Raw genomic sequence first — 24,407 nt, forward strand, 5'->3', positions numbered from 1 at the left:
TACGTGTAAACAAAACAGGAGTAGAGAAGAATGGCAGATAAGAAAGAAGAAATCATCTTATCGATATGTGGCATGAGCAAGTCTTTCGGAAGAAACCGGGTTTTGGATCACATTAATTTAGATGTGAAAAAAGGAACGGTTATGGGACTGATGGGAGAAAATGGTGCTGGTAAATCTACGATGATGAAGTGCCTTTTCGGTACATATCAAAAAGATGAAGGAAAAATTTTCCTTGATGGAAAGGAAGTAAGTTTTTCAGGTCCAAAAGATGCACTGGAAAACGGAATCGCAATGGTTCACCAGGAATTGAACCAGTGCTTAGAAAGAAATGTAGTTGACAATCTATTCCTCGGACGCTATCCGCGCAACTCAATGGGAATCGTGGATGAGGGAAGAATGAAAAAAGAGGCTTCCGAGCTTTTTAGAAAACTTGGAATGACTGTCAACCTGACTCAACCGATGCGGAATATGTCCGTATCACAGCGGCAGATGTGTGAAATTGCAAAAGCGATTTCTTACAATGCAAAAGTAATCGTTCTCGATGAGCCAACATCCTCATTGACAGTTCAGGAAGTTGAAAAGCTGTTTGAGATGATGAATATGTTGAAAGAACAGGGAATTTCCTTAATTTATATTTCGCATAAAATGGATGAGATTTTCACGATTTGTGATGAAGTATCCGTACTACGGGATGGAAATCTTGTTATGACCAAACGGTCAGAAGACACAGATATGAATGAGCTGATCGCTGCGATGGTTGGACGTTCTCTTGAGAATCGTTTCCCGCCGGTAGACAATGAACCAAAAGAACCGATCTTGTCTATCCAGCATTTGTCAACGAAATTTGAGCCTCATTTGCAGGATATCTCCTTTGATGTAAAAAAAGGTGAAATTTTTGGATTGTACGGTTTGGTAGGAGCAGGACGTACAGAGCTTTTGGAGACAATTTTCGGAATTAGAACCAGAGCGGCAGGACGTGTTTACTTTAACAACCATCTGATGAACTTCGGAAGTGCAAAAGAAGCGATGGAGCATGGATTTGCGTTGATTACAGAGGAACGTAAGGCAAACGGATTGTTCTTAAAAGGAGATTTGACATTTAATACAACAATTGCAAATCTCAGTCAGTACAAATCCGGACAGTTGTTGTCTGACGCAAAGATGACAAAAGCGACTTCGAATGAGATTAAGATTATGCATACAAAATGTATGGGACCAGATGATATGATTTCAAGTTTGTCAGGAGGAAATCAGCAGAAAGTTATTTTTGGAAAATGGCTTGAACGTGAACCTCAAGTGTTTATGATGGATGAACCGACACGAGGAATTGATGTTGGTGCAAAATATGAAATCTATGAATTGATTATCAAAATGGCAAAGCAAGGAAAAACAATCATTGTTGTTTCGTCTGAAATGCCGGAGATTTTGGGAATCACAAACCGTATTGGTGTTATGTCTAATGGACATCTTGCGGGAATTGTTAATACAAAAGACACAAATCAGGAAGAGCTCTTAAGGCTCAGTGCAAAATACCTATAATGAGGGAGAATGATAGATATGGCTAATGGAAACAGTAAGATTCTTACGGAAGAGCAGGAGTTAAAGCTCCGCAAACCGATTGAGGATCATGTGGGTAAAATTCAGGAAAAAATTGACAGCCTCAGAGTAGATGGTACAGAAAAAGTTGTTCATCTTCAGGGCATTATAGACAGAATGAAAAAAGACCGAAGCCTTACAAAAGGGGAAAAAGAGAACCGGATTCAAGAGGCAAAACGGGAGCTGGAGAAAGCAAAAGCTGTTGAGGCAAAAAATAAAGATCAGATTTCAAAATTGATTTCAGAAGCAGAAGCTTACTTGAAAGAACATTTTAACAAAGATTACTACAATGCAGTTTTAGAAAGCTGTGCACAGCAAAAAGTACAGGCAAAAGAAAACTATAAAGCAAGACTTGTAGAATTGGAAAAAGAGCATCAGGGAATTGTTGCAAAACTTTCTGATCACAATGAAATTAAAGATGAGAAGTATGTTTACAAAAACCGCCTGTTTGATGCGAAGATTCAATATCAGAAAGAACTTCAGGAAATCAAAGACAGAAGACATGCAGCTTACAATTACAAATATCATTTGATTGATTTACTGCGTATGTCAAAATTCACTTTCCTGGAGACAAGAGCACAGAAATGGGAAAACTACAAATATACATTTAACCGCAGAGCATTTTTCTTACAAAACGGTTTGTATATTGCGATTATTTTAATCTTTATCATGTTATGTATTATTACTCCAATGGTAAAAGGTTCACCGTTACTTACTTACAACAACGTATTGAATATTTTACAGCAGGCTTCGCCTAGAATGTTCCTTGCACTTGGTGTAGCAGCATTGATTCTTCTTGCAGGTACTGACCTTTCTATCGGTCGTATGGTCGGAATGGGTATGACAACCGCAACAATTATCATGCACCAGGGTGTCAATACAGGTTCTGTATTCGGACATATTTTTGATTTTACAAAAATGCCGCTTGGAGCAAGAGTGATATTAGCACTTGTAATGTGTATTTTGTTATGTACAGTGTTTACAACAATTGCCGGTTTCTTTACCGCAAAATTCAAAATGCACCCATTTATTTCAACAATGGCAAACATGCTTGTAATCTTCGGTCTTGTTACATATGCGACAAAAGGTGTATCCTTTGGTGCGATTGAACCAGCGATTCCGAATATGGTAATTCCGAAAATCAATGGATTCCCAACAATTATCCTTTGGGCAGTGGCTGCAATCGTAATTGTATGGATCATTTGGAATAAGACAACATTTGGTAAAAACCTGTATGCAGTAGGTGGAAACCCAGAAGCAGCATCTGTTTCAGGTATTTCCGTATTCTGGGTAACAGTTGGTGCATTTGTTCTTGCAGGTGTTCTTTATGGATTTGGTTCATGGTTAGAATGTGTGAGAATGGTTGGTTCCGGTTCAGCGGCTTATGGACAGGGATGGGAGATGGATGCCATCGCAGCCTGCGTAGTAGGTGGTGTATCATTTACAGGTGGTATCGGTAAGATCTCAGGAGTTGTAGTTGGTGTATGTATCTTCACAGCACTTACATATTCTCTTACAATCCTTGGTATTGACACAAACCTTCAGTTCGTATTCTCAGGAATCATTATTCTTGTAGCAGTAACATTGGACTGTTTGAAATATGTTCAGAAAAAATAATTTTATTTTTACAAAAAGAGAGTCAGAAGCTATTCTGGCTCTTTATTTTGTTCGGGGTATGCATTGCATTTGAAGTGACATCTGATATAATAAAAATTACTATATAGACATGGAGAAGAAGGATATGAAAACATACACAGTACTTTTAGTAGACGATGAAGAAGATGTAATACAAGTCATTATGAAAAAGATCAACTGGGAAGGGCTTGGTTTTTCTGTGATCGGCTATGCGAACAACGGTGTAAAAGCGCTTGAGATGGTGGAAGAATACCAGCCGGATGTGGTGATGACGGATATTAAGATGCCATATATGGATGGCATGGAACTTGCACATCACATCAAAGAGGAGTTTCCGGCCACAAAACTGTTGATTTTCACCGGATTTGATGAATTTGAATATGCAAAAGAGGCGGTTCATTTAGAAGTTGAGGAGTACTTGTTAAAGCCGGTAAATTCAGTTGAACTGACCAATGTGTTTACGCAGATGAAGATAAAGCTTGATGAGGAGATCAGCGAGAAGAAAAACGTTCAGGTGCTGCAGAATTATTATCTGGAGTCTTTGCCACTTTTGCAGGTCAATTTTTATTCCACGCTGATAGAGGGAAGAATTCAGGCAGGGGAACTGCAGAAGTATCTTTCAGACTATCAGATCTCGTTGGAGGGACCTTGTTACTGTTGTCTTGTGATCCATACATCTTCAAGCAGGATACAGCAGGATGTGAATCCGTTGCTTTTATTTGCATCAGTTGAAAAACAGGCAAAAGAGCGCCTTGGAGAAGCTTGGAGAGGAAAGTGCTTTTCTTATTTGGGAAATAGTATTTTGCTCGTGCAGCTTCAGGATGAGCACGAGGTATCAAGGCTGACAGATGAGTGCGACCGGTTCTGCAGATATGTCAAGCGAATGGTCGGAGCTGTTGTGACTGTTGGGATTGGATTTGTCTGCGACAATATTTTGGACCTTGCACAGTCGTATGCAAGTGCAAGAGATGCGGTTTCATACCGCGCGATTTATGGGGCGTCAAGAGCAATCAATATCAAAGAGGTTGCGCCGCAGGAGGTAAGTGAACCGGATTTAAAGCAGGGGACAGATTCGTTTAATCAGCTGTTTAAGATGATTCGTTTGGGCACGGAAGAGGATATTGAAAAAGCGATTGATGAATACTTGGAGCAGATATCCTTTCAGAGAAAATCCTTACAGCAGCACTATATTTCAGTCATGGAACTGGTAAGTGAATTATATCGTTTCTCTGCAAATAACGAGATTGTGATGGATGAATTTTCCGGAGATATGAGAAAACTGTATGGAAGGCTTCTTGATATGGAGCCGCAGAGCTTTCGAAAATGGCTTTTGGATATAAGTTTCTCTTTCCGTGAGAGACTGTTAAATTCAAGAAGCAGATCGACAAAATCTTTTGTCTTAAAAGCACAGGAGTATGTTCGCAATCATTATGCAGATGAAGAGTTGTCTCTGGACAGCATCTGTAGAGAACTTGGAGTATCCAACTCTTATTTTTCTACAATTTTTAAGAAAGAGACCGGCAATTCTTTTATCGGGTATCTGACAGAGTATCGTATGGAGCAGGCTGCCCGTATGCTGATCGAGACGGGGGAAAAGAGTTATATCATAGCGAAAAAAGTAGGCTATACAGACCCGAATTATTTTAGTTATGTTTTTAAACGGCAGTTTCACACATCGCCGTCAAAATACAGAACGGAGTATATGGAACGTGAAAAATAAGTGTTTGGCATATTTGAAAAAAATAAAGCCGAAAGGGATACAATCAACCCTTATGATTGCCTTTTCTGTGGTGTCGATTTCTATCATGCTGATATTGGGGGTTGCACTCTATCTTCGATTTTCAGGGATTTCAAAAGATGAGATGGTTGGAAGCACACAAAAACTGATGGAACAGGCAAGTGAATATTTAGAAGACTATCTGGTGAGTATGAGACAGATCTCAGACACGGTTTATTATAATGTAATAAAAGAAAATGATTTTTCCAGTCAGGCTCAGAGTATTCAAAGTGGAATGAATCTTTTGTATGAAGTAAATGGAGACAATCTGCAGAGTATTGCTATCTATAATGACTATGGACGTCTGATGGCAGCGGAGCCTGTGGCGGCGGAGAAGGAAGATCCGGATGTCACAGAACAGGATTGGTATAAGAAGGCGATGGAGATTCAGGAAAATATGCACTTTTCAGTGCCGCATATCCAGAATCTGTTCGACGATGGCACGTTTCGGTATTATTGGGTGATTTCGCTGAGCCGGGCAGTGGAGATTACCGACAATGGAGTGTCGCGTATGGGAGTTCTGCTTGTAGATATGGATTACTCAGGAATTGCCCGCATGATGAAGCAGATCAATTCGGCAAACAAAGGACAATATTACTATCTGTGTGATGGAGACGGACAGATTATTTATCATCCGCAGCAGATACAGATTGCAGACGGAACAAGGAAGGAAAGCAGTCAATCTGTGGCAAAATATAAAGAAGGAGTGTATGACGAGGAATTTGAGGGAGAGCATCGAAAGGTTGTTGTAAATACAATCAGCTATACAGGCTGGAAGCTGGTTGGTGTAATTCCTCAGACGACCTTTGTTGACGGCACAATCGATATCCGGTATTTCATTGCCATGCTGATGCTTTTGATGGCGATGATGTTGATGATTATTAATCGTATTGTCTCTGTGAGGATTTCCAGCCCGATTCTGAAATTAAATCATTCTGTTATTGAATATGAAGCGGGAGAGAAACCGAAGATTTATATTGGAGGCTCCACGGAGATCAGGCATCTTGGAAACTCTATTCAGAACTCCTATGAGCAGATTGACATGCTTATGAAGAAAATCGTACTGGAGCAGAACGAACGGAGAAAAAGTGAATTGGATGCATTGCAAAGCCAGATTAATCCACATTTTCTCTACAATACGCTGGAGTCTATTACCTGGATGATTGAGGGGGAGCGAAATGACGAGGCATCGTTTATGATCACCCAGCTGGCAAGGCTTTTCAGAATCAGTCTTTCGAAAGGGCGTACGGTAATCAGTATCAAAGAAGAACTTCAGCATGCGCAAAGCTATATGAATATACAAAAAGTACGCTATAAGAACACGTTTTCAGTCATATTTGATGTACAACCTGAACTGTATGAGTATTGTATTGTAAAGCTGGTGCTGCAGCCGATTCTTGAAAATGCAATCAATTACGGTGTGGGTTCGATGGATGATTGTGGAGAAATCAAAGTGACAGGCCGCATGCAAGGAGAAAATATTATTCTTTCTGTTACAGACAATGGTCTTGGGATGACGGAGGAAGAAGTTGATTTGATCTTGACGGACAGTAAACGGATTCGCAAGCATGGTTCCGGTGTAGGGCTTGTGAATGTGAATAACCGAATACAGATTTTGTTCGGAAAAGAGTATGGTCTGGTTGTGGAGAGTGAACCAGATGAAGGGACGACAGTATCCATCTGTATTCCGGCAGTTTTGTACACGGAAGACAACCGGGAGGATCTTGAAAAAGGGCGTATGTTCCGAAAGGAAGAGACGGCAAAAGAAGTGCAGGTGAAACGAGATGATGAATAACAAAAAAGGATTTGTCCTGACAGAAGTGATTCTGATGATAATGGTCATCGGACTGGCGTTGATGATGATTTCGGGACAGAATAAAAAAGCACTGGATAAGGTTTCGGTAATTCTTGAAAATGCAGGAGACAGTCAATGGTCTGCTTTGAAGTATGGTCTGAAAATGGCGGCAGAGGAGGAGGGCATTGAACTTGCGGTTGTGGATGTAGAAGAAGGATTGGATGCAGAAGCTCAGAAAAAAGTTTTTGAACGTGAGATTGAGGATGGAGCGGATGCGTTGATCGTGCAGCCGGTGTTAGACAAGAATGATCAGGAGGTGCTGAAGAAGATTGAGAAGAGAGTACCGGTTATGCTTGTGGGTTATGAAGCGGAGAAAGGGGAAACAAGGTATGATCTTCCGGTTATAAAAGAAGACAATTATGAGATGGGACAAGCTTTGGCGGAAGAAATGCTCAAAGATTTTGAAGGAAATATAGAAGAGAAAAAAATAGGACTTCTTTTAGCGTCGACGGATTCCAATATGCTCAGCAGCCGAGAGTGTGGTTTTAAAGATGCGCTGGAAGATAAAAATGCCAATATTTTAGAGCTTTCTTTGGATTCGCTTTTAGACAGAGAGGAAAACACGGAATCGAAAGTGGATATTGTGATTGCTTTGGATGATAGCAATCTGACTGCAATTGGCGAATATTTGGCGAGCAGTCAGCCGCACGGAGAATTACTGTATGGAATAGGTCAGTCTACAGAAGCTATCTATTATCTTGATAAAGGGATTGCGGAGTGTGTTGTAGTTCCGGACGAGTTTAATGTTGGCTATCAGAGTCTGAGCGAAGTTGCAAGAAAGCTGGACCATTATTTTGAAAATATGAAGAAACAGACGGTATCATACTCGGTAATCCGAAAGGAGACGTTGTTCAGCAAAGAAAATCAAGAACTGCTTTTTACAATGAGCCAGTAGAGGAAAGGGGGAGAAAAGTGAGAAAGAAGAAAAAATGGTTGGTTGGGATGCTTGTCATCGTAAATGTATTTCTTTTGTTTGGCTGTGGAAAACGTCAGGAAACACGGGACGACAAGGTGCATATCGGGGTTACTTATTACAACCAAAGCGATACGTTTTTGAATGAGCTTCTTGCCCGGTTCAAGGAACAGTTGAAAAATCCCGAACATGAGGAGCTTGAGGCGACGGTTACGATATTAGATGCAGCGGGGTCACAGCGCACACAGGATGATCAGGTGAAGGAATTGATTGACATGGGGTGTGATGTGCTCTGTGTAAATTTGGTGGATCGGGCAGATCCGTCGGAAATTATAGACCTTGCCAGAGATCATGATGTTCCGATTATCTTTTTTAACCGGGAGCCGGTAGAGGAAGATCTAAGACAGTGGGATGAACTTTATTATGTGGGAGCAGAGGCGAAACAGTCCGGTGTGATGCAGGGAGAGCTTGCGGCTGAAGTAATACAGAAAAATACTCAGATTGACAAAAACAGAGATGGAAAGATCCAATATGTCGTATTGGAAGGGGAGGCAGGACATCAAGATTCAATCATCCGGACAGGAAATGCGGTTGATACGATAAAAAACAGTGGAATAGAGCTGGAAAAACTAAGCTATCAGATTGCAAATTGGAACCGTGTTCAGGCACAGAACAGGATGGAGCAGTTGATTAGCCAGTATCAGAACAAGATTGAACTTGTTCTTGCAAACAACGACGATATGGCGCTTGGAGCAATTGACGCTTACAAAAAGGCGAATTATACGGAATCGGCATGGCCGGTGTTTTTTGGGATTGACGGCACGGATGCCGGACTTAGAGCGCTTGCAGATTCAGAGCTGTCGGGAACAGTATATAATGATAAAGAAGGACAGGCAAAGGCGATGGCGAAGATGGTTGAGGCAATTGGAACAGACGAAGAGATTGCCGAGAAATATGTTTATCTGCCATATATAAAAGTGACAAGCGAGAATATTGGAGAATTTCTTGAGAAATAAAAAAGAATAAGGGGTATAAAAGAGCATGAAGACATTGACAAAAGATATGAAAATTTTTTCATATCGCACGGAACCTTTAAACGGCATGGAGGGAGATGACGGAGGTTTTTCGATAGAACTTTATGGAAATGGAAATCTAAGGTATTGTGTCTATCGCCTTTTTGATGACATCAGGCTGCTTCAGATGTTTAAAGTAAGTAAAGAGGCAGTGTACGATATTTACGGGATTATTGAGAAGGCGAGAAAACGCTTGGAGCAAGTGCCGCAAAAGTTGGACAATGGTTCGGAGGATGGAATGTTGAATGAATTTTTGTTTAGCGACTTCAGCTGGGTTACTGCGGTGAATATTCAAGAAGTATTTGTCAAAGGTATGATACTGACCAATTATCAGTATTATCAGCAATATAAAGAAAATATGAAACATGAAAATACAGTCTTAGGTGTGTTTAAGGAGATTTGCAAAGTATTGAAAAGTGCGGGAATTGAGCTTTCTTTGGATTCCTGTGAGATTTGGAAAGACTGCAAATTAAAAGTGACATGGTAGACGAGTAAACAGATGAAAAGTATCATAGTGAACAATATAAAGGCACTCAGCGCAAATGATTGAGTGCCTTTGTATATTTGGATTTTAACCTAGAATCGAATATACTGCACACTGTAAGGTGGAAGCGTAAGTGCACCGTTCAATGTTAGTTCGGCATCGGTTATCAATTCTGTTCCAGTTCCATTCAAATCGCCGTGATAAGCGGTATATTCCTGCTCCGAGGCATTGACAGCAACGAGAATTCGTTCGTTGTCTGTCTTTCTCTCAAAAATAAGCTGGTGGTTTTGAATGACGATATTACGATAATCGCCGTTACAAAGTGCATCGCTTTTTTGGCGAAGCGAGATGAGATGGCAAAGCCAGTCTGTCAGTTCATTTGGCTTTGGCTCTTCAAAACACGGACGAAGTGCATAGTCGTTATCGGGAGCTTTCATCCCTTCTTCGCCCCATTCACTGCCGTAGTACAGGCAAGGAATGCCCGGCATTCCAAGTAAAATACCATATGCAATACGGATATGTTGTTTATTTTTTAAAATACTTGCAAGCCTTGTTACATCATGGTTATCTGCAAATGTCATCAAATGTTTTCCACGGTAAATGCACCATGGGTCTGCGCCAAACTGACGGTGCAGAGAGTGTGCGATTTCGAATAAATTCATATCATTTAAGCTGGAAAATAATCCTTTGTAACATTCGTAATTTGTGCAACTGTGCAGCATGTCGTCGTTTACAATCAGGTTGTAATCTCCAAAAAGCACTTCTCCAATCAGAGCAAAATTCGGTTTTAATTCCTGACAAAAGCTGCGGAGTCTTCTCATAAAGCTGTGGTCTAAACTGTAGGCAACGTCCAGACGAAGCCCGTCAATATCAAATTGTTCAATCCACTGTTTTACACACTCCAACAGATAATCGGAGACGGCAGGATTTTGTAGGTTGAGTTTGACAAGTTCAAAATGGCCTTCCCAGCCCTCGTACCAGAAACCGTCCTGATAAGCACTGTCTCCGTCAAAATTCAGATAAAACCAGTCTTTGTATGGAGAGCCCCATTTCTTTTCTTTTACATCTTGAAAAGCCCAAAAACCACGACCGACATGATTAAAAACTCCATCTAAAACAATTCGAATACCATGTTGATGCAAATGAGAGCAAACATCCGAAAAATCCTTGTTTGTTCCTAGTCGACAGTCGATTTTCAGAAAATTACGGGTGTCATATCCGTGATTGTCAGATTCAAAGATTGGATTCAGTAAAACGGCACTTATACCAAGGGATTTTAAATAGTCTGTCCAATCCATAAGTTTGCGAATACGTGGAACCGTGACGCCGTCATTTTCGGTTGGAGCACCGCAAAATCCGATTGGATAAATTTGATAAAAAACACTTTCGTAAGCCCACATAGACATTACCTCCTCTGCTGTGTTAGTGTTTGCTGATATTTATTTTATCATACAGAAGAAACATTGTCGATTGGTGCGTAAAGTGTATTGGTTAGAATGATGATAAAAATGGTAGGAATTAGGAAAAGTTTGGGGAAATACACGGAGAAAACAGAAGAACAGAATGAGGATGTAAAAGGAAATCAGAATAAAAATCAAGATGTATCTGACAATGATGAAGAAATCGAAGAAGATGGAGAGGGAAAATCGACAGAAGATACGACAGAAAATCTTGATAACGAGATGGAAATTCCGGAGGAATGGAATGAGTAACAACAAAGGAGAAAGAGGAATGTGGAAAAACAGAAATAAAATATGGCTGACAATAATAGTCGCTTTCGTATGCATGTTCGGCAGCGTAGGAATGGCGTTTGCGGCAGAGACAGGGACGCCTGTCACAACAGAGTCGATGGAAATTCGTACAGGGGAAAAAGTGGGGCTTCGTACAATTTCAGCGGTTGATAAAGCATATGTAGAAAAATTACGGTCGGAAGGTAAGAATGTGACTTACGGAACAGTAGCTTTGCCGGCGACCGTGCTGGAAAAAGTGAATGGTACATTGGAGATTGGTAAAAGTTATACTTATAATAAGAAAGTGTATAAGGTGCTGAATATTCCGGGAGAAGAGATTTGGAAGACGACAGAGGATAAAATTTATTTTACCGGTGTGTTGACAGGAATCAGCGGCTCCGGATTTAATACGAGATATGCGGTTCGTTCTTACATCAGTGTGGATGGTAAGGTAACATATGGAAATACATTGACACAGTCACCATATACAATAGCTCAAGATATGATTAGTTCGGAAGATGTTGCAACAAGTCAGAAATCATGGCTTGCAACAAATGTCATAGATGCATGTGATGATGCGAAGAAAGTGACAAAAGAGACACTGACAATCACATCAGCTGATTTGAAAAATGGTAAGTACACATTAGAAGCAACTTCAAAAATTAGAAATTACAAAAAAGTGATCGTGGATAGTTCTGTAAACAACGGAGAGATTATTTTGGATAATATCCGTGTGAGAAATTTGGAAGTTGCAGCAGATGCGAGCTGTACAATCACAGCGAACAATGTATCGTTTGATAAAATAAGTAAAGTAGCCGGAAAAAGCAGAACAGCAGGAAACCTTGTACTGAATCTTGGTGCCGGTTCAAATGTAACAGAACTCAGTGCATCAAGCAACATGACAATTACGGGCGATTTGAAAATTGCGAAAGTAACAGTTGATAACAAAGTAGAAAATTTTGTTGTGAATACACCGGCAGAAAAACTGACTGTATCAGAGAATGCAAGCGGTTCTAAGATTGAAGTAAATAAAATGGTGGAAGATGCTGTTTTGGCAGGTGAAAATTCTACAATTTCCGGAACCGGAAAGATTGACAAAGTAGAGGACAATGGAAATAATGATGTGCAGGTAGAGGTTCTTTCAAACAGTATCGTATCTGTGGTAGTGCGTGGAATGAACCGCATGATTGTGACACTTGAAAAAGCGACAAAGAAAAAACTCACAGTAGATGACATGACAATCCTCTGTCACGGAGGAAAAGATATGACAATCTTAAAGGTAGAGACGACAGACAACAAGGTTTATACAGTGTCGACTTCTACATTTGCCAAAGATGACACATATACATTTTCAATTAAATTGGAATCAGGAAAGATTATTCAGGAAGAGTTCAGCTACAAAGTAGACTGCCCAACAGTGAGTAACGCAACAGTGTTGAGAAGCGAGGCAACAAGAGCAGAATTTGACTTGTTCGACGTGGATGAAGGCGGGTATGTATACGTATATATTCCGGGACACACACAGGTGAGCAAAGCGGTAGACATTCCATCTGTGGAAACGGTGAAAAAAGGATACAAGCAGCAAATTAAGACTGGTTTTAACAAAGTAATGATTAGAGGACTGGAATCGGGGATTTCTTATCAGCTATACTATGTGTTAGAAGCGCATGACGGAAGAAGTTCTGAAGTGTTAGGACCGATTGCGATCAGTGGAAGCGTGCAGGAAGATCCGAATATTTCCAAAGAATATTCCATAGTTTCTGTCGGTGAAAAGCCGAAAAATACAATTACAATCGTGCTAAATAAAGCACCTGAGGAGGAATTGACACTGGATAATTTCTCGTTCATTTGCCCGACAGATTCTGAGATTACAATCGACAAAGCACAGTTGAAGGTAAGTGAAGACAAGACAACGTATACAATTGTAATTCCGGATGATTATGGACACAAGGACAATCAGTATACAGCGAAAGTGACATTCCAAGATGGAACAGTGGCAAAGAAGACCTTTACAGTGGAATATACACCGCCGCGTATTACAAATCAGAAAGTAGAACGTATTTCTGAGACAGAAGTACGCTATAGTTTTACTTCGGATGAAGATGGTGTGCTCTATTATGGAACGTATACGTGGAATGATGAAAGTAATGCATCATGGAATAATACACCGACTGGAAAAGAGATTCTCAGTGGAGCAGTTGCGTCCACAAAAGTGCAGATGCATGCGGGACAAAATACTGTAGAGTTTACATATAACGGAACAGATGAAGATATATTTGCATTTTACGTAGATGAAAAAGGAAATTATGCAGGGTATACAGAACATAAAGAGATTCCGGCATATGTACCACCGGTAAAACCAGATGAGTCCAAACCTGCAATTGAATCTATTGTCTATAATAAAGACTTATCAGATAGTTGGACCACTTGTCTTGACGTCACATTTACAACTGGAATTGATTGGCTACCAAATCAAAAGTTGATTCAAATTCAAGTGATTGAGGGAAGTTCTCCGGGAAAAGTACTATGGTCGACTGAATTTTTGGACGGTGAGCAAAAGAAGCTTCGCATGACTACAATGAACGGAGCATTTAAGACGGGAACATATAAAATGAGTATGTATATAGAAAAAGATGGACAGTTGTTAAAAGTAGAAAAAGAATTTACAATTGACTAATCAGAAAAGGACTTGGGAAAATGATTGCCAAGTCCTTTTTGCCAAAGAATAAGGAGGAATTATGCGTTATAAGATTGCTGAATGCGTGACGGAATATGAGCCGCATTATGAGATGCTGCGCCGAAAGATGGAGCCATATCGAACTGCGGGAGAAGGAGAGCCAGATATCAGATTGACATTAACGAAACAATTTTGCGAAGAAAAGCAAAAGGAGCAGCCACATCTCACGGAAGCACAATGTGAGTATATTTTTGCAGGCTCTGAGTTTTACAAAAAATTTATTTCGGAAGGTGGCATTATGGTGCACGCCTCAGCGGTTGAAGTGGATGGAAAAGCATATCTGTTCTCGGCGGACAGTGGAACAGGAAAGTTGACACATACAAAGCAGTGGCAGAACTATTTCGGAAAAGAAAGAGCATTGATCATCAATGATGATAAACCGGCGATTCGAAAAGACAAAAACGGATGGGCTGCATATGGGACACCGTTTAGTGGAAAGACAGATGAGAACCTCAATCGCAAAGCTATTCTTCAAGGGATCTGTATGTTGGAGCGTGGAAACGAGAATGCGATCGAGAGAATCGGAGTTTGGGAAGCGATTCCGCTTTTGATGCGCCAGACGATTGTGCCTAGAAGCGAAAAGATGGCAGGGGAATTATTAGCGATTTTAGATACACTGTTGAGTGAAGTGCCGGTTTACCGAATGAAATGTACGATTTCAAAGGAAGCGGTAGTGACGGCATATGAGAAAATGAAAGGAGATCAAGATGAAGATTAAAACTGGGTTTATGATGAGAGAAGTAGCTGGAAAATTCGTGGCGGTTCCGGTAGGAGTGGGAGCAAATGATTTTAAAGGAATGCTGCAAACCAATAAAACGGGAGCATTTCTCTGGAAATTACTTGAGAAAAAACAGACGAAAGAAACGCTTGTTTGCGCAATGTTGGAGCATTATGAGATGACGGAAGGACAAGCTGAAAAAGACGTGGAGACATTTACCAGTCAGCTCATTGAGGCTGGAATCTTAGAGGCGTAAGGCAGGGAGTGTGCAATGATTAAAAAAATGGAACAGATTCTTGTGGAGACTGGAGAACTTTTTACAACTGCCTCCGGTATCAGTATGCTCCCGTGTATTCGTCCAAAACGAGATATGATTCATCTTGTCACTCCAAACCAAGGCGTAAAAAAACACGATGTTATTCTTTATAAAAGAAAAAATGGAAATTATATTCTTCACAGAGTAATTAAAACGAAGCCGGATGGATATGTGTTATGCGGAGACAACCAGTGGGTGCTCGAGTGGGGAATTAACGATGAGCAGGTGCTGGGTGTGCTGAAAGGATTCTATCGCGGGGAAAGATATGTGGATTGTGAGAAAAATCGTTTGTATCATATATATGTGGCTATATGGTGTTTTTCGCTTGCAATGCGAAAATGGATTTTAAAAGGAATGAATCTGATGAGAAGAACAGGCAGGATACTTAGAAAATTCCCTGAAAAATCGGAATAGAAAGAAGCAACGTCTATAATTGAACGCACAGAGACTAAATTTAATTAGTCTCTGGGGCGTTTTTTTTGTATTGAAAAGTCTCAAAAACATTGAAAAATCAATGAATTTAGGAAGGAGGATGGATAACGGTAATGGGGAAGTGCTATAGTCGATTGTCATTTCAAGAACGACTAGTTATTCAAAAATTGTACAAAAAAGGTATGACTATGGCAGAAACGGAGAAGATTGCAAGAATAATTGGGAGGAACAGGACAACGATTTATCGTGAGGTATTGCATAATACTGCAGACGGGCAGCCTTACAACGCAAAAGAAGCACAAAAAAGAGCAAAGGCTAACTTGAAACAGAAGAATATTGCAAAGCAACTTGCGAGAGGTGAGACTACTCGCAAAAAGGTTTATGTTTTGTTTAGAGAAAATCCAGATATGACTGTGAAAGACATGGCTGGAAAAATCGGATGTAGCAGAGCAACTGTAGCAAGGTATCTTAGTGAAATCAAATCCGGTTCATATCCAAGTAAACAAATGAACAACTGAATATGCTTTAAGAAAATAGTTCTTACGCCGTTGCAGGTACGGTGATGAAAAAAATGTAGTGGATCTAACAAATCCATGTAAATTTTTCTTTTTTGAGAATAACAGGAAGCTTTTGAAAAAGAAAAGTTTATGAGAGACTTTTTATGCGGCTTTTGTTTATTTTCGTTACACTAAAATCAAGGAGGAACAGTTATGAATGATCATTTTGCATGGCTTAAACGGTTAGTTGATAGACAAAATGAAAAAAAGTATTTAAGCAATTGTAAAAAGTATGAGCGTTTAAAAAGTATGTCTGAACAGGAGTTGATGTTTGAATACATCAATGTAAAAGTAAACTATCGGCATCAAAAAAATATATGGATATTAAGTATTGTATTGTCGGTATTGTTGATTTTACAAATCTGTAAGAGTTGTACTGATTTTATCAATCAGGTAAGGACAGTGGCAAGCTATCAAGAGAATCCAGAAGTGCTTTTGAAGATTGGTTTCAGTATAGCAGGAATATTGGCAATAGCGGTTATCATACTGATAATTATTTTGCTCTTCTCATATACAAAGTGGTTAAAGGAATCATATAAGCGAGTGCTTTTTGCAGCATTGATTTTGGAATGTAGACGGAAACAAACATGGTATTTTCACGTTGATATAAAGAGATGAAAAATTAGTATTTATAACCCGCAAACAGATTGTAAACAGGAAAGAAGTAAGCTATAATAAAAGTGGTTTTGTAAAGTGTAAGATTTAAGGAGGAGGAAAAGGTATGAGGAAGAAGAACATAGCAAGAGCAGGAGCAGCCTTTGTATTGTTGCTTGGTCTGACAGGGACGACAGTATTCTACCAGGGAACAGCAACTGCATCAGGAGCGGAAAACTCAGAGAAGGTGGCAGCTGTGAATGATGATGCATCTGATCAGGAAAAAGAAGATTCGATATTTGCTCAGAAAGAGACAGATCAGAAACCGAATACATCGGATGCGGACAAAGAGAAAGAAGCGGACAGTAAGGATCAGGAAACAGAAACACAGGATAAAACAGTGGATCAGACAGATACAGAAAAAGCATCTGCAATAGACGGCAAGAATACAACTTCACAAAAGCCATCCTCTGATGCAAGACCAAACAATGAAACAGGAGAAAAACCTTCTAAGCCGTCCCATACACACAGTTGGAATGCTCAGACGACAGTTGTACATCATCCGGCATCCGGACATAATGAGCAGGTGCTGATAAAAGAGGCTTGGACGGAATATAAGCCAATTTATGAAACAGTAGCAATTGAAGTGTGTAATACATGTGGTGCTGATATTACAGATAACCCTTCGAAACATATTAAACAACACATGCTTGCGGGAGAAGGCGGTTCATGGCGTACAGAATATATCCAAAAGCAGACAGGGACAGAAACTATAGCACATCCAGCAGAGTATGAAACAAGATGGGTGCAAGACAGCGCCGCATGGGATGAAACGGTGATAACTGGTTATACATGTAGCTGCGGAGCAAGTAAATAGAAAATCAAATATCGACGTGAAAGTAGAGTATCTTCAGGTACTCTATTTTTTATTACCATTTTAAGTGAGATGGGAGGAAAGCATTTGAAAATATTAAAAAAAATCTTATCACTGATGCTGATCTGTATCCTGTTTTCAACAACAGTTCACGCACAGGGGGAGACACTTGATACAAATAAAGACGAGATATACGAAAAGGTGTTGGAAGCCTACCGAAAAGGCGATAAGATGTCGGAGGAAGTCGTAACAGCACGAAAGCAGGCGGCAGAGCAGCTGGGATTGGAAGCTTTTTTGGACGAAAGAGCTTTTCTGTCAGTTGATTATCGGAATGAGCAGGAGATTGGAAAGGATGGAGCAATCAAAGATCCAGCGCTGGACATTCTGATAGAAATGGCAACAGAAGAGGAGATGCAGGCAGTCCTTGCAAAAAGCCAAATGAAGGCAACTCTTGCAAGAAGCCAAATAAAGTTAAATAGGATGAGCGAACGTGCATTTACACCGGGGCAGACAGTAGGAGTTACTCAGATGCCAAGAGTAAGTGGTGCAGGAAATGGTTATTTTTCAATTGATGGTGCAAACAGTTACGGATACTGCGCAGAAAACAAAAAGAACTTTTGGAGTAATTATGGTACAAAATATGGCGAGATTACAGAATGGGATGATGCTGTTGCAAGAAAAATCTTATATTACTCTCCGGGAGGACCAGGGTATGCCGGAAATAATCTAGGATATGACATGGACAATGCGACCTTTGCAGTGGGATATCAGAATGGAAGCTGTAACAATAACGGCAGGGCAAAAAGCTATATTGCATCGCTGGAAGGAAAAGCAGACCCGATTACGTTAGGATTCCATGCATACAAAGTCAACATTACCCCGGACAGCTATCAGGATGTGGCATTTTTAGGATATGCGCCAAGTAAAGGCACGCTGACTTTAAAAAAGGAATCTGCAAATCCGGGATTGACAAATGGAAACAGCTGTTATTCATTGGAGGGAGCAGTTTTCGGCGTGTACAGCAGCTCATCACTGTCCGGCGCATCCAGGGTGGGAACGCTTACAACCGATGCGAATGGAAATTCTGATACGCTCCAATTAGATGCAAAAACGTATTATGTAAAAGAGCTGACTGCACCGAAAGGATTTGCACTTGACCCAAGTGTGAAAGAGGTAACCGTGACGGCTGATCAAAAGGCTGTGGTGACGTTTAAAGATCTTCCGCAGATGGATCCGGTTGGAATCTTGCTCGGGAAAGTAGATGCAGAGACGAACCAGAATAAACCACAGGGGAGTGCAACACTACAGGGCGCACAGTTTACAGTGAAGTATTATGCTGGCTTGTGGGCACCCAACGTAGACCCGGCGATACTTGGACAGACGCCAGTTCGTACATGGGTGTTTCAGACCGATGAGGATGGATTTACATCTTATGCAAAAGATTATTTAGTATCGGGGAGTGAATTGTATCTTTCACCTACAGGAAATCCATCATTACCGCTAGGAACTGTGACAATACAAGAAACAAAAGCACCGGAAGGGTACTTGATTAATAATGAAATGTTTGTTATGCAAATTACGGCTGAAGGGAATGACCAATATGTGAACACCTATAACAGACCAACTGTGCCAGAAAAAGTGATGAAGTTAGATTTGGTGAAGCGGCAGGAGAAAACAGACATCCCAATTCCGGGTGCGAAGTTTGAACATACGAAGCCAGATGGAACAAAAGAGATACTGACAACGGATGAAGCAGGAAAACTGACATTAACAGGAGTGCAGTATGGGACACACCGCATTACAGAAATTGAAGTCATGGACGGTTATGAGATCAATGGCAATCTGATTGAATTTCATGTTGCACAAGATAATAAGGTTACACTCACGTCAAAGATTGATATTACTCTTGGAAATGTAGTCTTTGATGTTACAGATGAAGGACATATTTCTGTGATTGTAGAAGACCCTCTTTCTCCATTCACTCTCCGGATCCATAAAGAAAATAATAAAGGAAAGATGCTTTCTGGTGCAGAGTTTACCGTATATAGTGATTCGGACTGTACACAGGAAGTGGCAAAGGGTACTACAGACAGTCAAGGACTTCTGAACATGGAAGGATTGAAAATAGGGAAACAATACTATTTACAGGAAACCAAGGCACCAAAAGGCTATCGGCTTCCATTGGATGCCTCTGGAAATCCGGTAACTTATGAGATACGTACAGAGAGCACTCCGGTAAAGGATGAGTTTATCTTTTATGTAAACGGAAAGGCATTTACAACCGATTCAGATGGCATGTTTACAGTGACTGGCACAAAAGCAGACCGGATAACAAACATGACGATTGTGAATAACATTGGGATGAAACTTCCAAATACAGGTTCGAATACAACGATGCTGTTAATGATGGGAGCGCTGATTCTGGGCGTAATCACTATGATTAGATGGAAACGAGACAGGGGAGGATCTATGAAAAAGAAAACATTAAAAATGCTGTATGCATTGGCACTTTCTACAGCTGTTGCAGTCAGTGGAGGAGCAGGAACAATTGGAACCATGCAGGTGGCTGCAGCACAAGCCCGTACAATGCTCAACACACAAAACGGTATTGCGGATTTTAGACGAGGTGATGCAAGTATCATTGTTCAGGGAAATGAAGGACAAACTTTGAAGGGAAAGAAATTCCAAGTATATAAGCTGTTCAATGCGGAAAACTCAGATGGCGGGGAATCAATCAATTATACATTTAATGAACTATATGAGAAATCATTAAAAACAGTGGTAGGAAAAAAGATTGGAAAAGAAGCCTCTAAAGTAACAGAGTATGAAGTGATCGATTACATTCAGTCTTTAAACAATAATCAGGTAGAGGGAGCACAGACAGAACAGAATATAGAAGGTTCTTACAGTGAGTTCCGATATTTTGTCGAAGAGCTTAGAGATCAGATTGTAAAAGATAAAGCAGCGGCAGATGTGGTGAATGTAACAGGCGTAAAGGAAGATAACTCGATCGTGATTGGAGGTTTGGAGTATGGCTATTACGTAGTGGATGAAGTAAGTGATGTAGAGGGTACACATTCCGCAGCATCTATGTGTATCGTAAATACAGCCAATCCAAAAGCAGATGTGAATATTAAGTCAGATTATCCGACAGTGATCAAAAAAATACAAGAAGATGACAACAAAGAGAATATCGGAAATGACGGGTGGAACGACATCGGAGATTTCGAGATTGGACAGACGGTGCCATATAAATTTGAATCCAATATTCCAAACATCAATGGATATGATACATATTATTATGCATGGCATGACGTGATGGACGAAGCACTGACATTTGATCCGGATTCAGTTGCAATTCACATTCGAACAGAGGATAAAAATTATGAGCTTGCAAAAGATGAATTTCAAGTGATTACGAATCCGGGAAATGGTGAGACGTTCAAAGTAGAGATTCAGGACATCAAAGCAATCGTAGATCGAGAATTTGATCAAAAGAACGATTTGAACGAAAACGTGTATGGACAGAAAGTAATTTTAAGATACAATGCAACTTTAAATGATAAGGCTGCAGAAGACACTGGACGTCCGGGATTTGAAAATGATGTACGTCTCGAATTTTCAAATAATCCAGACCATGATGGGGATGGAACAACAGGATATACTCCGTGGGATACGGTTGTCTGCTTCACGTATAAACTCAATATTCTGAAAACGAATGACCATGATTTGAAATTGGAAGGAGCAAAATTCCGCCTATATTCGGACAAAGAGTTGAAGAATGAAGTATATGTGAAGAAAGCTGAGGATGAGGGGTATATTGTCATTAATCGTGATACAGTCGGAGGAAGTGACCACATTGGCGGAACGACACCTCAGGATTCAGTAGAGATGGTATCCAACGCAAAGGGAGAAATTAAAATCTATGGATTGGATACAGGTATTTATTATCTGAAGGAGACCGAGGCACCGACCGGATACCGCCCTCTGCTTGATCCAATCGTGCTGAATCTGAAAGCGACGTTCACAGATGAACGAAACGATTATGTAAAAGGCGATGGAGCAACCGATAAGACATTACAAAAATTAGAAACGACTGCGCATATCAAGGAATTTTTTGACGGAGCATACAAAGAATCAGATGTAGATTTGACAACAGATACCAGTGAAGGTTCTTCAAACTTGACAGTCATTAACAAGGTTGGAAAGAAACTTCCGGTAACTGGTTCTTCTATGATGCTTCTGATGCTCACAGCAGGAACAGCACTTGTGACAGGAGCATTTGTGTATGGAAAACGACAGAAAAAATCAAACGACGAGAACTAAAAAGAGAAAAAAGATGCTTACGGGTGTTCTTTTTGTAACAGGTCTGCTTCTTTGCATATATCCTGCATTTGCTAGTCTGATAGACAGAAAGCATCAGCAGAATGTGATTCAGACGTATCAGGGAAATATAGAGGCAAACAGCGAAGAGAAGCTTCAGGAAATGCTTGGAGAGGCAGAGCGGTATAATGAAATGCTGTGGCAGACTAACGGCGTACTGATTGGAGATATTGAGCAGGGGATTTTAGAAGAGGAGAGCTATCAAAGTCAATTGAATTTATCGGGAACAAGCGTGATGGGGACGCTTTCTATCCCTAAGATTAACGTCGACCTTCCAATCTATCACGGTACAGAAGAAGAAATTCTTGCAAATGGGGTAGGGCATCTTCAAGAAAGCAGCCTTCCGGTTGGGGGAGAAAATACACACTGTATTCTAACCGGACACCGGGGACTTCCAAACGCCAGGCTCTTCACAAGACTGGATGAAATGGAACAAGGTGATATATTTTTCTTAACAGTTTGTGGCGAAAAGTTGGCATATGAGGTAACGAAAATTGAAATCGTTCATCCGGAGGATGTGGAAGGATTGAGGATACAGGTGGAAAAAGATTTGGTATCCCTAATCACATGTACGCCATACGGATTGAATACCAAGCGGCTGGTAGTCACAGGCGAACGGATTCCTTATACAGAGAAACAAGAACAAGAAATTGTACCGGGAAGTATGTCTTTTCGGGAATTGGTCTTTACAGCACTTCCATTTTTATATCTGGTTGTAGGAATTGGAAGCATGATAAGAAAGAAAAGGGGGAAACGTAGCAGCAATGAAACACAAAAAGATTAAAAAATTACTTCCTTTGGTTTTTTCGGTGATAATTTGTACATTTCCGGTATCGGCTGCAAATGAAAATATAGCATTACTGAATGAACTGCAGACAGTCCAAACAGAGGAAGAGGGAAGCATTGAAATAGAATTGACAGACGGCGGAGTTGGAACAACAAAAGAGGATGTCGTTTTTGAATATGCAAAGGTAGCGGACGTTGTAGACGGAGAGTATGAGCTGCTGGAGGCTTATCAAGGAAGCGGGATAGACTTAAACGCAATTGAGACAGCGGAGCAATTAGAAGAGGCAGCTTTAGAGTTAAGCGCTTACAAAACTTCAGACGGAAGCTGCACGACAGATGCGGATGGAAAAGCGATCATAAAAGATTTAGATGTTGGAGTGTATCTTTTATATGCTTCAGAACACAAAAGATACGATGATATCACACCGCTTTTGATTGCAATCCCTACGTGGGGAGAGCAAGAAGGAGACATGCTCTATGATGTAAAAGTGATTCCAAAGCACACTCCGGTTCAACCAGGGAAAATCATCACAGACACACCGGATAGTGAACGAGATCATGTAAAAACTGGTGATAACGTTAATATTGCTCTTTGCATGGCAGGAGTAATTGTAGGAGCTACTCTTATAGGAACTATGCTGGCATTTTTTTATCAGAAAAGGAAGAAAAATTATGAAGAGAAATAAATGGCTGGCAGGTATGCTGGGACTTTTATTGATTGGTACAGTATCTTTTCCAACACAGGCAAAAGATACTGACATCAGAGAAAAGACAATTACATATCAGACCAAAGACAAAGAGGAAGAAAAATCCTTTCCGGAAACAGAAACATTTGATGGAAATAAATATGTGCTAAAGAATGTGACATATGAAAGTCTTACGTCAGAACCGGAAAAGGAGAAGAAAGTAGTAGAGTATACCGAAAAATCTGATCCGATTGTGAAAGGAAGCGAATATCAATTTCCGGAAGAAAAAACAGTAGATGGAATCGTTTATAAATTGAAGGAAATTACAGAACAGGAAAGTGAACCTTATAAACAAAGTGTATCAGCTTACAATGAGTATCAATACGAGATTTCACATTCGTCTGCGCCACAGACGAAAGAGGTTTCTGTGAAAAATGAAAAAACGGGGGGAATGGAAACGGTAACATGTAGCCTTTCTGCAGTACGTCTTATAGACCATGTTTGGATTGATTCTGATATTGATATTACATTCCAAGGATACGACCGGAATGCAATTGAATGGCAGGGATTGGTATTTCCAAACGACAGAGGAGCAAACGCTCCTTTGCAGGGATATGAAGAACAACTGCTGGCATCCGTAGGGCTTGGGACAGATGGCAAGGTAAAAAACACATACTATACATCGGATATTTACACGAATGCAGATGGTGTGGTATGTCGAGATGCACGTGCAAATATTCAAAAACTTGTTCCGGTATATCGTGCCGAATATCAAGGTGAGATTACTACACCACACATAGTGAAAACTGCGTTGTACCAAGGAGAGCAGGAAGTGGACAGCGAAACAGATATTAATTACACGATAGAAGCTACGGCAGTTTATCAAAAAGTTGACAACCAATTATCTTACATACTTGCAGGAGTAGGAATTTTGGTTGGTGTGGCTTTAATCATAATAATTTTAATGATACTTGCGAAGAAGAGAAAGGAGAAACAGGAACATGCAGCAACTTAAGACAATGATAGAGGGATTTGTAAATAAAAATGTGATTCCTTTGGGAGTAACAGCTATATTTGTCGTGATTGTAATTATGGGATTTGCCTTTCTTGCGCCGGGACATAAAGCAAAGGAATGGGCAAAAGAGCATGTGCTCTGGCTGATTATCGGTGCAGCTTTGATTTATACAGGATCAAGCTGGGCGACGGATATTGCAGCAAGCTTTGGATTTTAGAAAAAACAAGGGGACAAATTTGTCCCCCT

At 40.4% G+C, this 24,407-nt stretch carries 21 protein-coding genes; 20 read left to right on the forward strand and 1 reads right to left on the reverse strand.

The genetic code is table 11. From position 1 onward, the window contains the following. The first annotated feature begins 30 nt into the window (after positions 1-30). From AC6I5B_RS02465 to AC6I5B_RS02495, 7 genes are all read left to right on the forward strand, one after another. The gene (locus AC6I5B_RS02465) at positions 31-1,539 is read left to right on the forward strand and encodes a sugar ABC transporter ATP-binding protein (RefSeq protein WP_004612055.1); all 1,509 of its coding nucleotides are present in this window, start codon (positions 31-33) and stop codon (positions 1,537-1,539) included. Positions 1,540-1,557: 18 nt separating this feature from the next. Further along, positions 1,558-3,213 carry an ABC transporter permease subunit gene (locus tag AC6I5B_RS02470; RefSeq protein WP_044986843.1) on the forward strand — a complete coding sequence of 552 codons (1,656 nt, stop codon included), beginning with the start codon at positions 1,558-1,560 and terminating at the stop codon, positions 3,211-3,213. A gap of 124 nt (positions 3,214-3,337) precedes the next feature. Then, positions 3,338-4,951 (forward strand): response regulator, encoded by a 1,614-nt coding sequence (locus tag AC6I5B_RS02475; RefSeq protein ID WP_022249999.1) that lies wholly within the window; start codon positions 3,338-3,340, stop codon positions 4,949-4,951. Continuing rightward, a complete protein-coding gene (locus AC6I5B_RS02480; protein WP_004612059.1) occupies positions 4,941-6,803 on the forward strand; it encodes a sensor histidine kinase in 1,863 nt (620 codons plus the stop codon). The genes AC6I5B_RS02475 and AC6I5B_RS02480 overlap by 11 nt, the downstream gene beginning before the upstream one ends. Next, positions 6,793-7,758 (forward strand): substrate-binding domain-containing protein, encoded by a 966-nt coding sequence (locus AC6I5B_RS02485; RefSeq protein ID WP_497773572.1) that lies wholly within the window; start codon positions 6,793-6,795, stop codon positions 7,756-7,758. The genes AC6I5B_RS02480 and AC6I5B_RS02485 overlap by 11 nt, the downstream gene beginning before the upstream one ends. Positions 7,759-7,775: 17 nt before the next feature. Beyond that, the gene (locus tag AC6I5B_RS02490; RefSeq protein ID WP_004612061.1) at positions 7,776-8,792 is read left to right on the forward strand and encodes a galactose ABC transporter substrate-binding protein; all 1,017 of its coding nucleotides are present in this window, start codon (positions 7,776-7,778) and stop codon (positions 8,790-8,792) included. Positions 8,793-8,817: 25 nt separating this feature from the next. Continuing rightward, a complete protein-coding gene (locus AC6I5B_RS02495) occupies positions 8,818-9,336 on the forward strand; it encodes a hypothetical protein (protein ID WP_004612062.1) in 519 nt (172 codons plus the stop codon). A gap of 89 nt (positions 9,337-9,425) precedes the next feature. On the opposite strand, the gene AC6I5B_RS02500 is transcribed toward AC6I5B_RS02495, so the two are convergent. Further along, a complete protein-coding gene (locus AC6I5B_RS02500; protein ID WP_004612063.1) occupies positions 9,426-10,733 on the reverse strand; it encodes an alpha-amylase family glycosyl hydrolase in 1,308 nt (435 codons plus the stop codon). A 108-nt stretch (positions 10,734-10,841) separates the two neighbouring features. Here AC6I5B_RS02500 and AC6I5B_RS02505 point away from each other — a divergent pair, with 108 nt between their 5' ends. The 13 genes from AC6I5B_RS02505 (at position 10,842) to AC6I5B_RS02565 (ending at position 24,378) form a co-directional block, all read left to right on the forward strand. Then, the gene (locus AC6I5B_RS02505) at positions 10,842-11,045 is read left to right on the forward strand and encodes a hypothetical protein (protein ID WP_044986845.1); all 204 of its coding nucleotides are present in this window, start codon (positions 10,842-10,844) and stop codon (positions 11,043-11,045) included. Then, positions 11,038-13,740 (forward strand): hypothetical protein, encoded by a 2,703-nt coding sequence (locus AC6I5B_RS02510; RefSeq protein ID WP_497773573.1) that lies wholly within the window; start codon positions 11,038-11,040, stop codon positions 13,738-13,740. Before AC6I5B_RS02505 ends, AC6I5B_RS02510 begins: the two co-directional genes overlap by 8 nt. 61 nt (positions 13,741-13,801) lie before the next feature. Next, the gene (locus AC6I5B_RS02515; RefSeq protein WP_497773574.1) at positions 13,802-14,518 is read left to right on the forward strand and encodes a hypothetical protein; all 717 of its coding nucleotides are present in this window, start codon (positions 13,802-13,804) and stop codon (positions 14,516-14,518) included. Further along, positions 14,508-14,774, forward strand: a complete 267-nt coding sequence (locus tag AC6I5B_RS02520) for a PqqD family protein (protein WP_004612067.1) — start codon at positions 14,508-14,510, stop codon at positions 14,772-14,774. Before AC6I5B_RS02515 ends, AC6I5B_RS02520 begins: the two co-directional genes overlap by 11 nt. 15 nt (positions 14,775-14,789) lie before the next feature. After that, on the forward strand, positions 14,790-15,248 hold the full coding sequence (locus AC6I5B_RS02525) for a S24/S26 family peptidase (protein WP_071143623.1): 459 nt from the start codon (positions 14,790-14,792) through the stop codon (positions 15,246-15,248). A 131-nt stretch (positions 15,249-15,379) separates the two neighbouring features. Next, positions 15,380-15,784, forward strand: coding sequence for a helix-turn-helix domain-containing protein (locus AC6I5B_RS02530; RefSeq protein WP_004614821.1), 405 nt, complete (start codon positions 15,380-15,382; stop codon positions 15,782-15,784). A gap of 192 nt (positions 15,785-15,976) precedes the next feature. Then, positions 15,977-16,441, forward strand: a complete 465-nt coding sequence (locus AC6I5B_RS02535; RefSeq protein WP_270651426.1) for a hypothetical protein — start codon at positions 15,977-15,979, stop codon at positions 16,439-16,441. A gap of 103 nt (positions 16,442-16,544) precedes the next feature. Beyond that, a complete protein-coding gene (locus AC6I5B_RS02540) occupies positions 16,545-17,294 on the forward strand; it encodes a hypothetical protein (protein ID WP_270651425.1) in 750 nt (249 codons plus the stop codon). Between the two features lie 69 nt (positions 17,295-17,363). Then, complete coding sequence (locus AC6I5B_RS02545; protein WP_270651423.1) at positions 17,364-21,617, forward strand: SpaA isopeptide-forming pilin-related protein; 4,254 nt, start codon at positions 17,364-17,366, stop codon at positions 21,615-21,617. Then, a complete protein-coding gene (locus AC6I5B_RS02550; RefSeq protein ID WP_497773575.1) occupies positions 21,580-22,458 on the forward strand; it encodes a class C sortase in 879 nt (292 codons plus the stop codon). Before AC6I5B_RS02545 ends, AC6I5B_RS02550 begins: the two co-directional genes overlap by 38 nt. Next, entirely contained in the window at positions 22,439-23,146 is a 708-nt protein-coding gene (locus AC6I5B_RS02555) for a hypothetical protein (protein ID WP_497773576.1), read from the forward strand. Before AC6I5B_RS02550 ends, AC6I5B_RS02555 begins: the two co-directional genes overlap by 20 nt. After that, positions 23,133-24,161, forward strand: a complete 1,029-nt coding sequence (locus AC6I5B_RS02560) for a hypothetical protein (RefSeq protein WP_004614815.1) — start codon at positions 23,133-23,135, stop codon at positions 24,159-24,161. The genes AC6I5B_RS02555 and AC6I5B_RS02560 overlap by 14 nt, the downstream gene beginning before the upstream one ends. Then, positions 24,148-24,378 (forward strand): hypothetical protein, encoded by a 231-nt coding sequence (locus AC6I5B_RS02565; RefSeq protein ID WP_004614814.1) that lies wholly within the window; start codon positions 24,148-24,150, stop codon positions 24,376-24,378. The genes AC6I5B_RS02560 and AC6I5B_RS02565 overlap by 14 nt, the downstream gene beginning before the upstream one ends. Positions 24,379-24,407: the final 29 nt, after the last annotated feature.

This window comes from Faecalimonas nexilis (assembly GCF_059731825.1).

Coding starts and splice junctions, on each gene's coding strand:
- AC6I5B_RS02465 (WP_004612055.1), top strand. CDS start 31: ATGGCAGATAAGAAAGAAGAAATCATCTTATCGATATGTGGCATGAGC.
- AC6I5B_RS02470 (WP_044986843.1), top strand. CDS start 1,558: ATGGCTAATGGAAACAGTAAGATTCTTACGGAAGAGCAGGAGTTAAAG.
- AC6I5B_RS02475 (WP_022249999.1), top strand. CDS start 3,338: ATGAAAACATACACAGTACTTTTAGTAGACGATGAAGAAGATGTAATA.
- AC6I5B_RS02485 (WP_497773572.1), top strand. CDS start 6,793: ATGATGAATAACAAAAAAGGATTTGTCCTGACAGAAGTGATTCTGATG.
- AC6I5B_RS02495 (WP_004612062.1), top strand. CDS start 8,818: ATGAAGACATTGACAAAAGATATGAAAATTTTTTCATATCGCACGGAA.
- AC6I5B_RS02500 (WP_004612063.1), bottom strand. CDS start 10,733: ATGTGGGCTTACGAAAGTGTTTTTTATCAAATTTATCCAATCGGATTT.
- AC6I5B_RS02505 (WP_044986845.1), top strand. CDS start 10,842: ATGGTAGGAATTAGGAAAAGTTTGGGGAAATACACGGAGAAAACAGAA.
- AC6I5B_RS02510 (WP_497773573.1), top strand. CDS start 11,038: ATGAGTAACAACAAAGGAGAAAGAGGAATGTGGAAAAACAGAAATAAA.
- AC6I5B_RS02515 (WP_497773574.1), top strand. CDS start 13,802: ATGCGTTATAAGATTGCTGAATGCGTGACGGAATATGAGCCGCATTAT.
- AC6I5B_RS02520 (WP_004612067.1), top strand. CDS start 14,508: ATGAAGATTAAAACTGGGTTTATGATGAGAGAAGTAGCTGGAAAATTC.
- AC6I5B_RS02525 (WP_071143623.1), top strand. CDS start 14,790: ATGATTAAAAAAATGGAACAGATTCTTGTGGAGACTGGAGAACTTTTT.
- AC6I5B_RS02530 (WP_004614821.1), top strand. CDS start 15,380: ATGGGGAAGTGCTATAGTCGATTGTCATTTCAAGAACGACTAGTTATT.
- AC6I5B_RS02535 (WP_270651426.1), top strand. CDS start 15,977: ATGAATGATCATTTTGCATGGCTTAAACGGTTAGTTGATAGACAAAAT.
- AC6I5B_RS02540 (WP_270651425.1), top strand. CDS start 16,545: ATGAGGAAGAAGAACATAGCAAGAGCAGGAGCAGCCTTTGTATTGTTG.
- AC6I5B_RS02545 (WP_270651423.1), top strand. CDS start 17,364: ATGGGAGGAAAGCATTTGAAAATATTAAAAAAAATCTTATCACTGATG.
- AC6I5B_RS02550 (WP_497773575.1), top strand. CDS start 21,580: ATGGAAAACGACAGAAAAAATCAAACGACGAGAACTAAAAAGAGAAAA.
- AC6I5B_RS02555 (WP_497773576.1), top strand. CDS start 22,439: ATGAAACACAAAAAGATTAAAAAATTACTTCCTTTGGTTTTTTCGGTG.
- AC6I5B_RS02560 (WP_004614815.1), top strand. CDS start 23,133: ATGAAGAGAAATAAATGGCTGGCAGGTATGCTGGGACTTTTATTGATT.
- AC6I5B_RS02565 (WP_004614814.1), top strand. CDS start 24,148: ATGCAGCAACTTAAGACAATGATAGAGGGATTTGTAAATAAAAATGTG.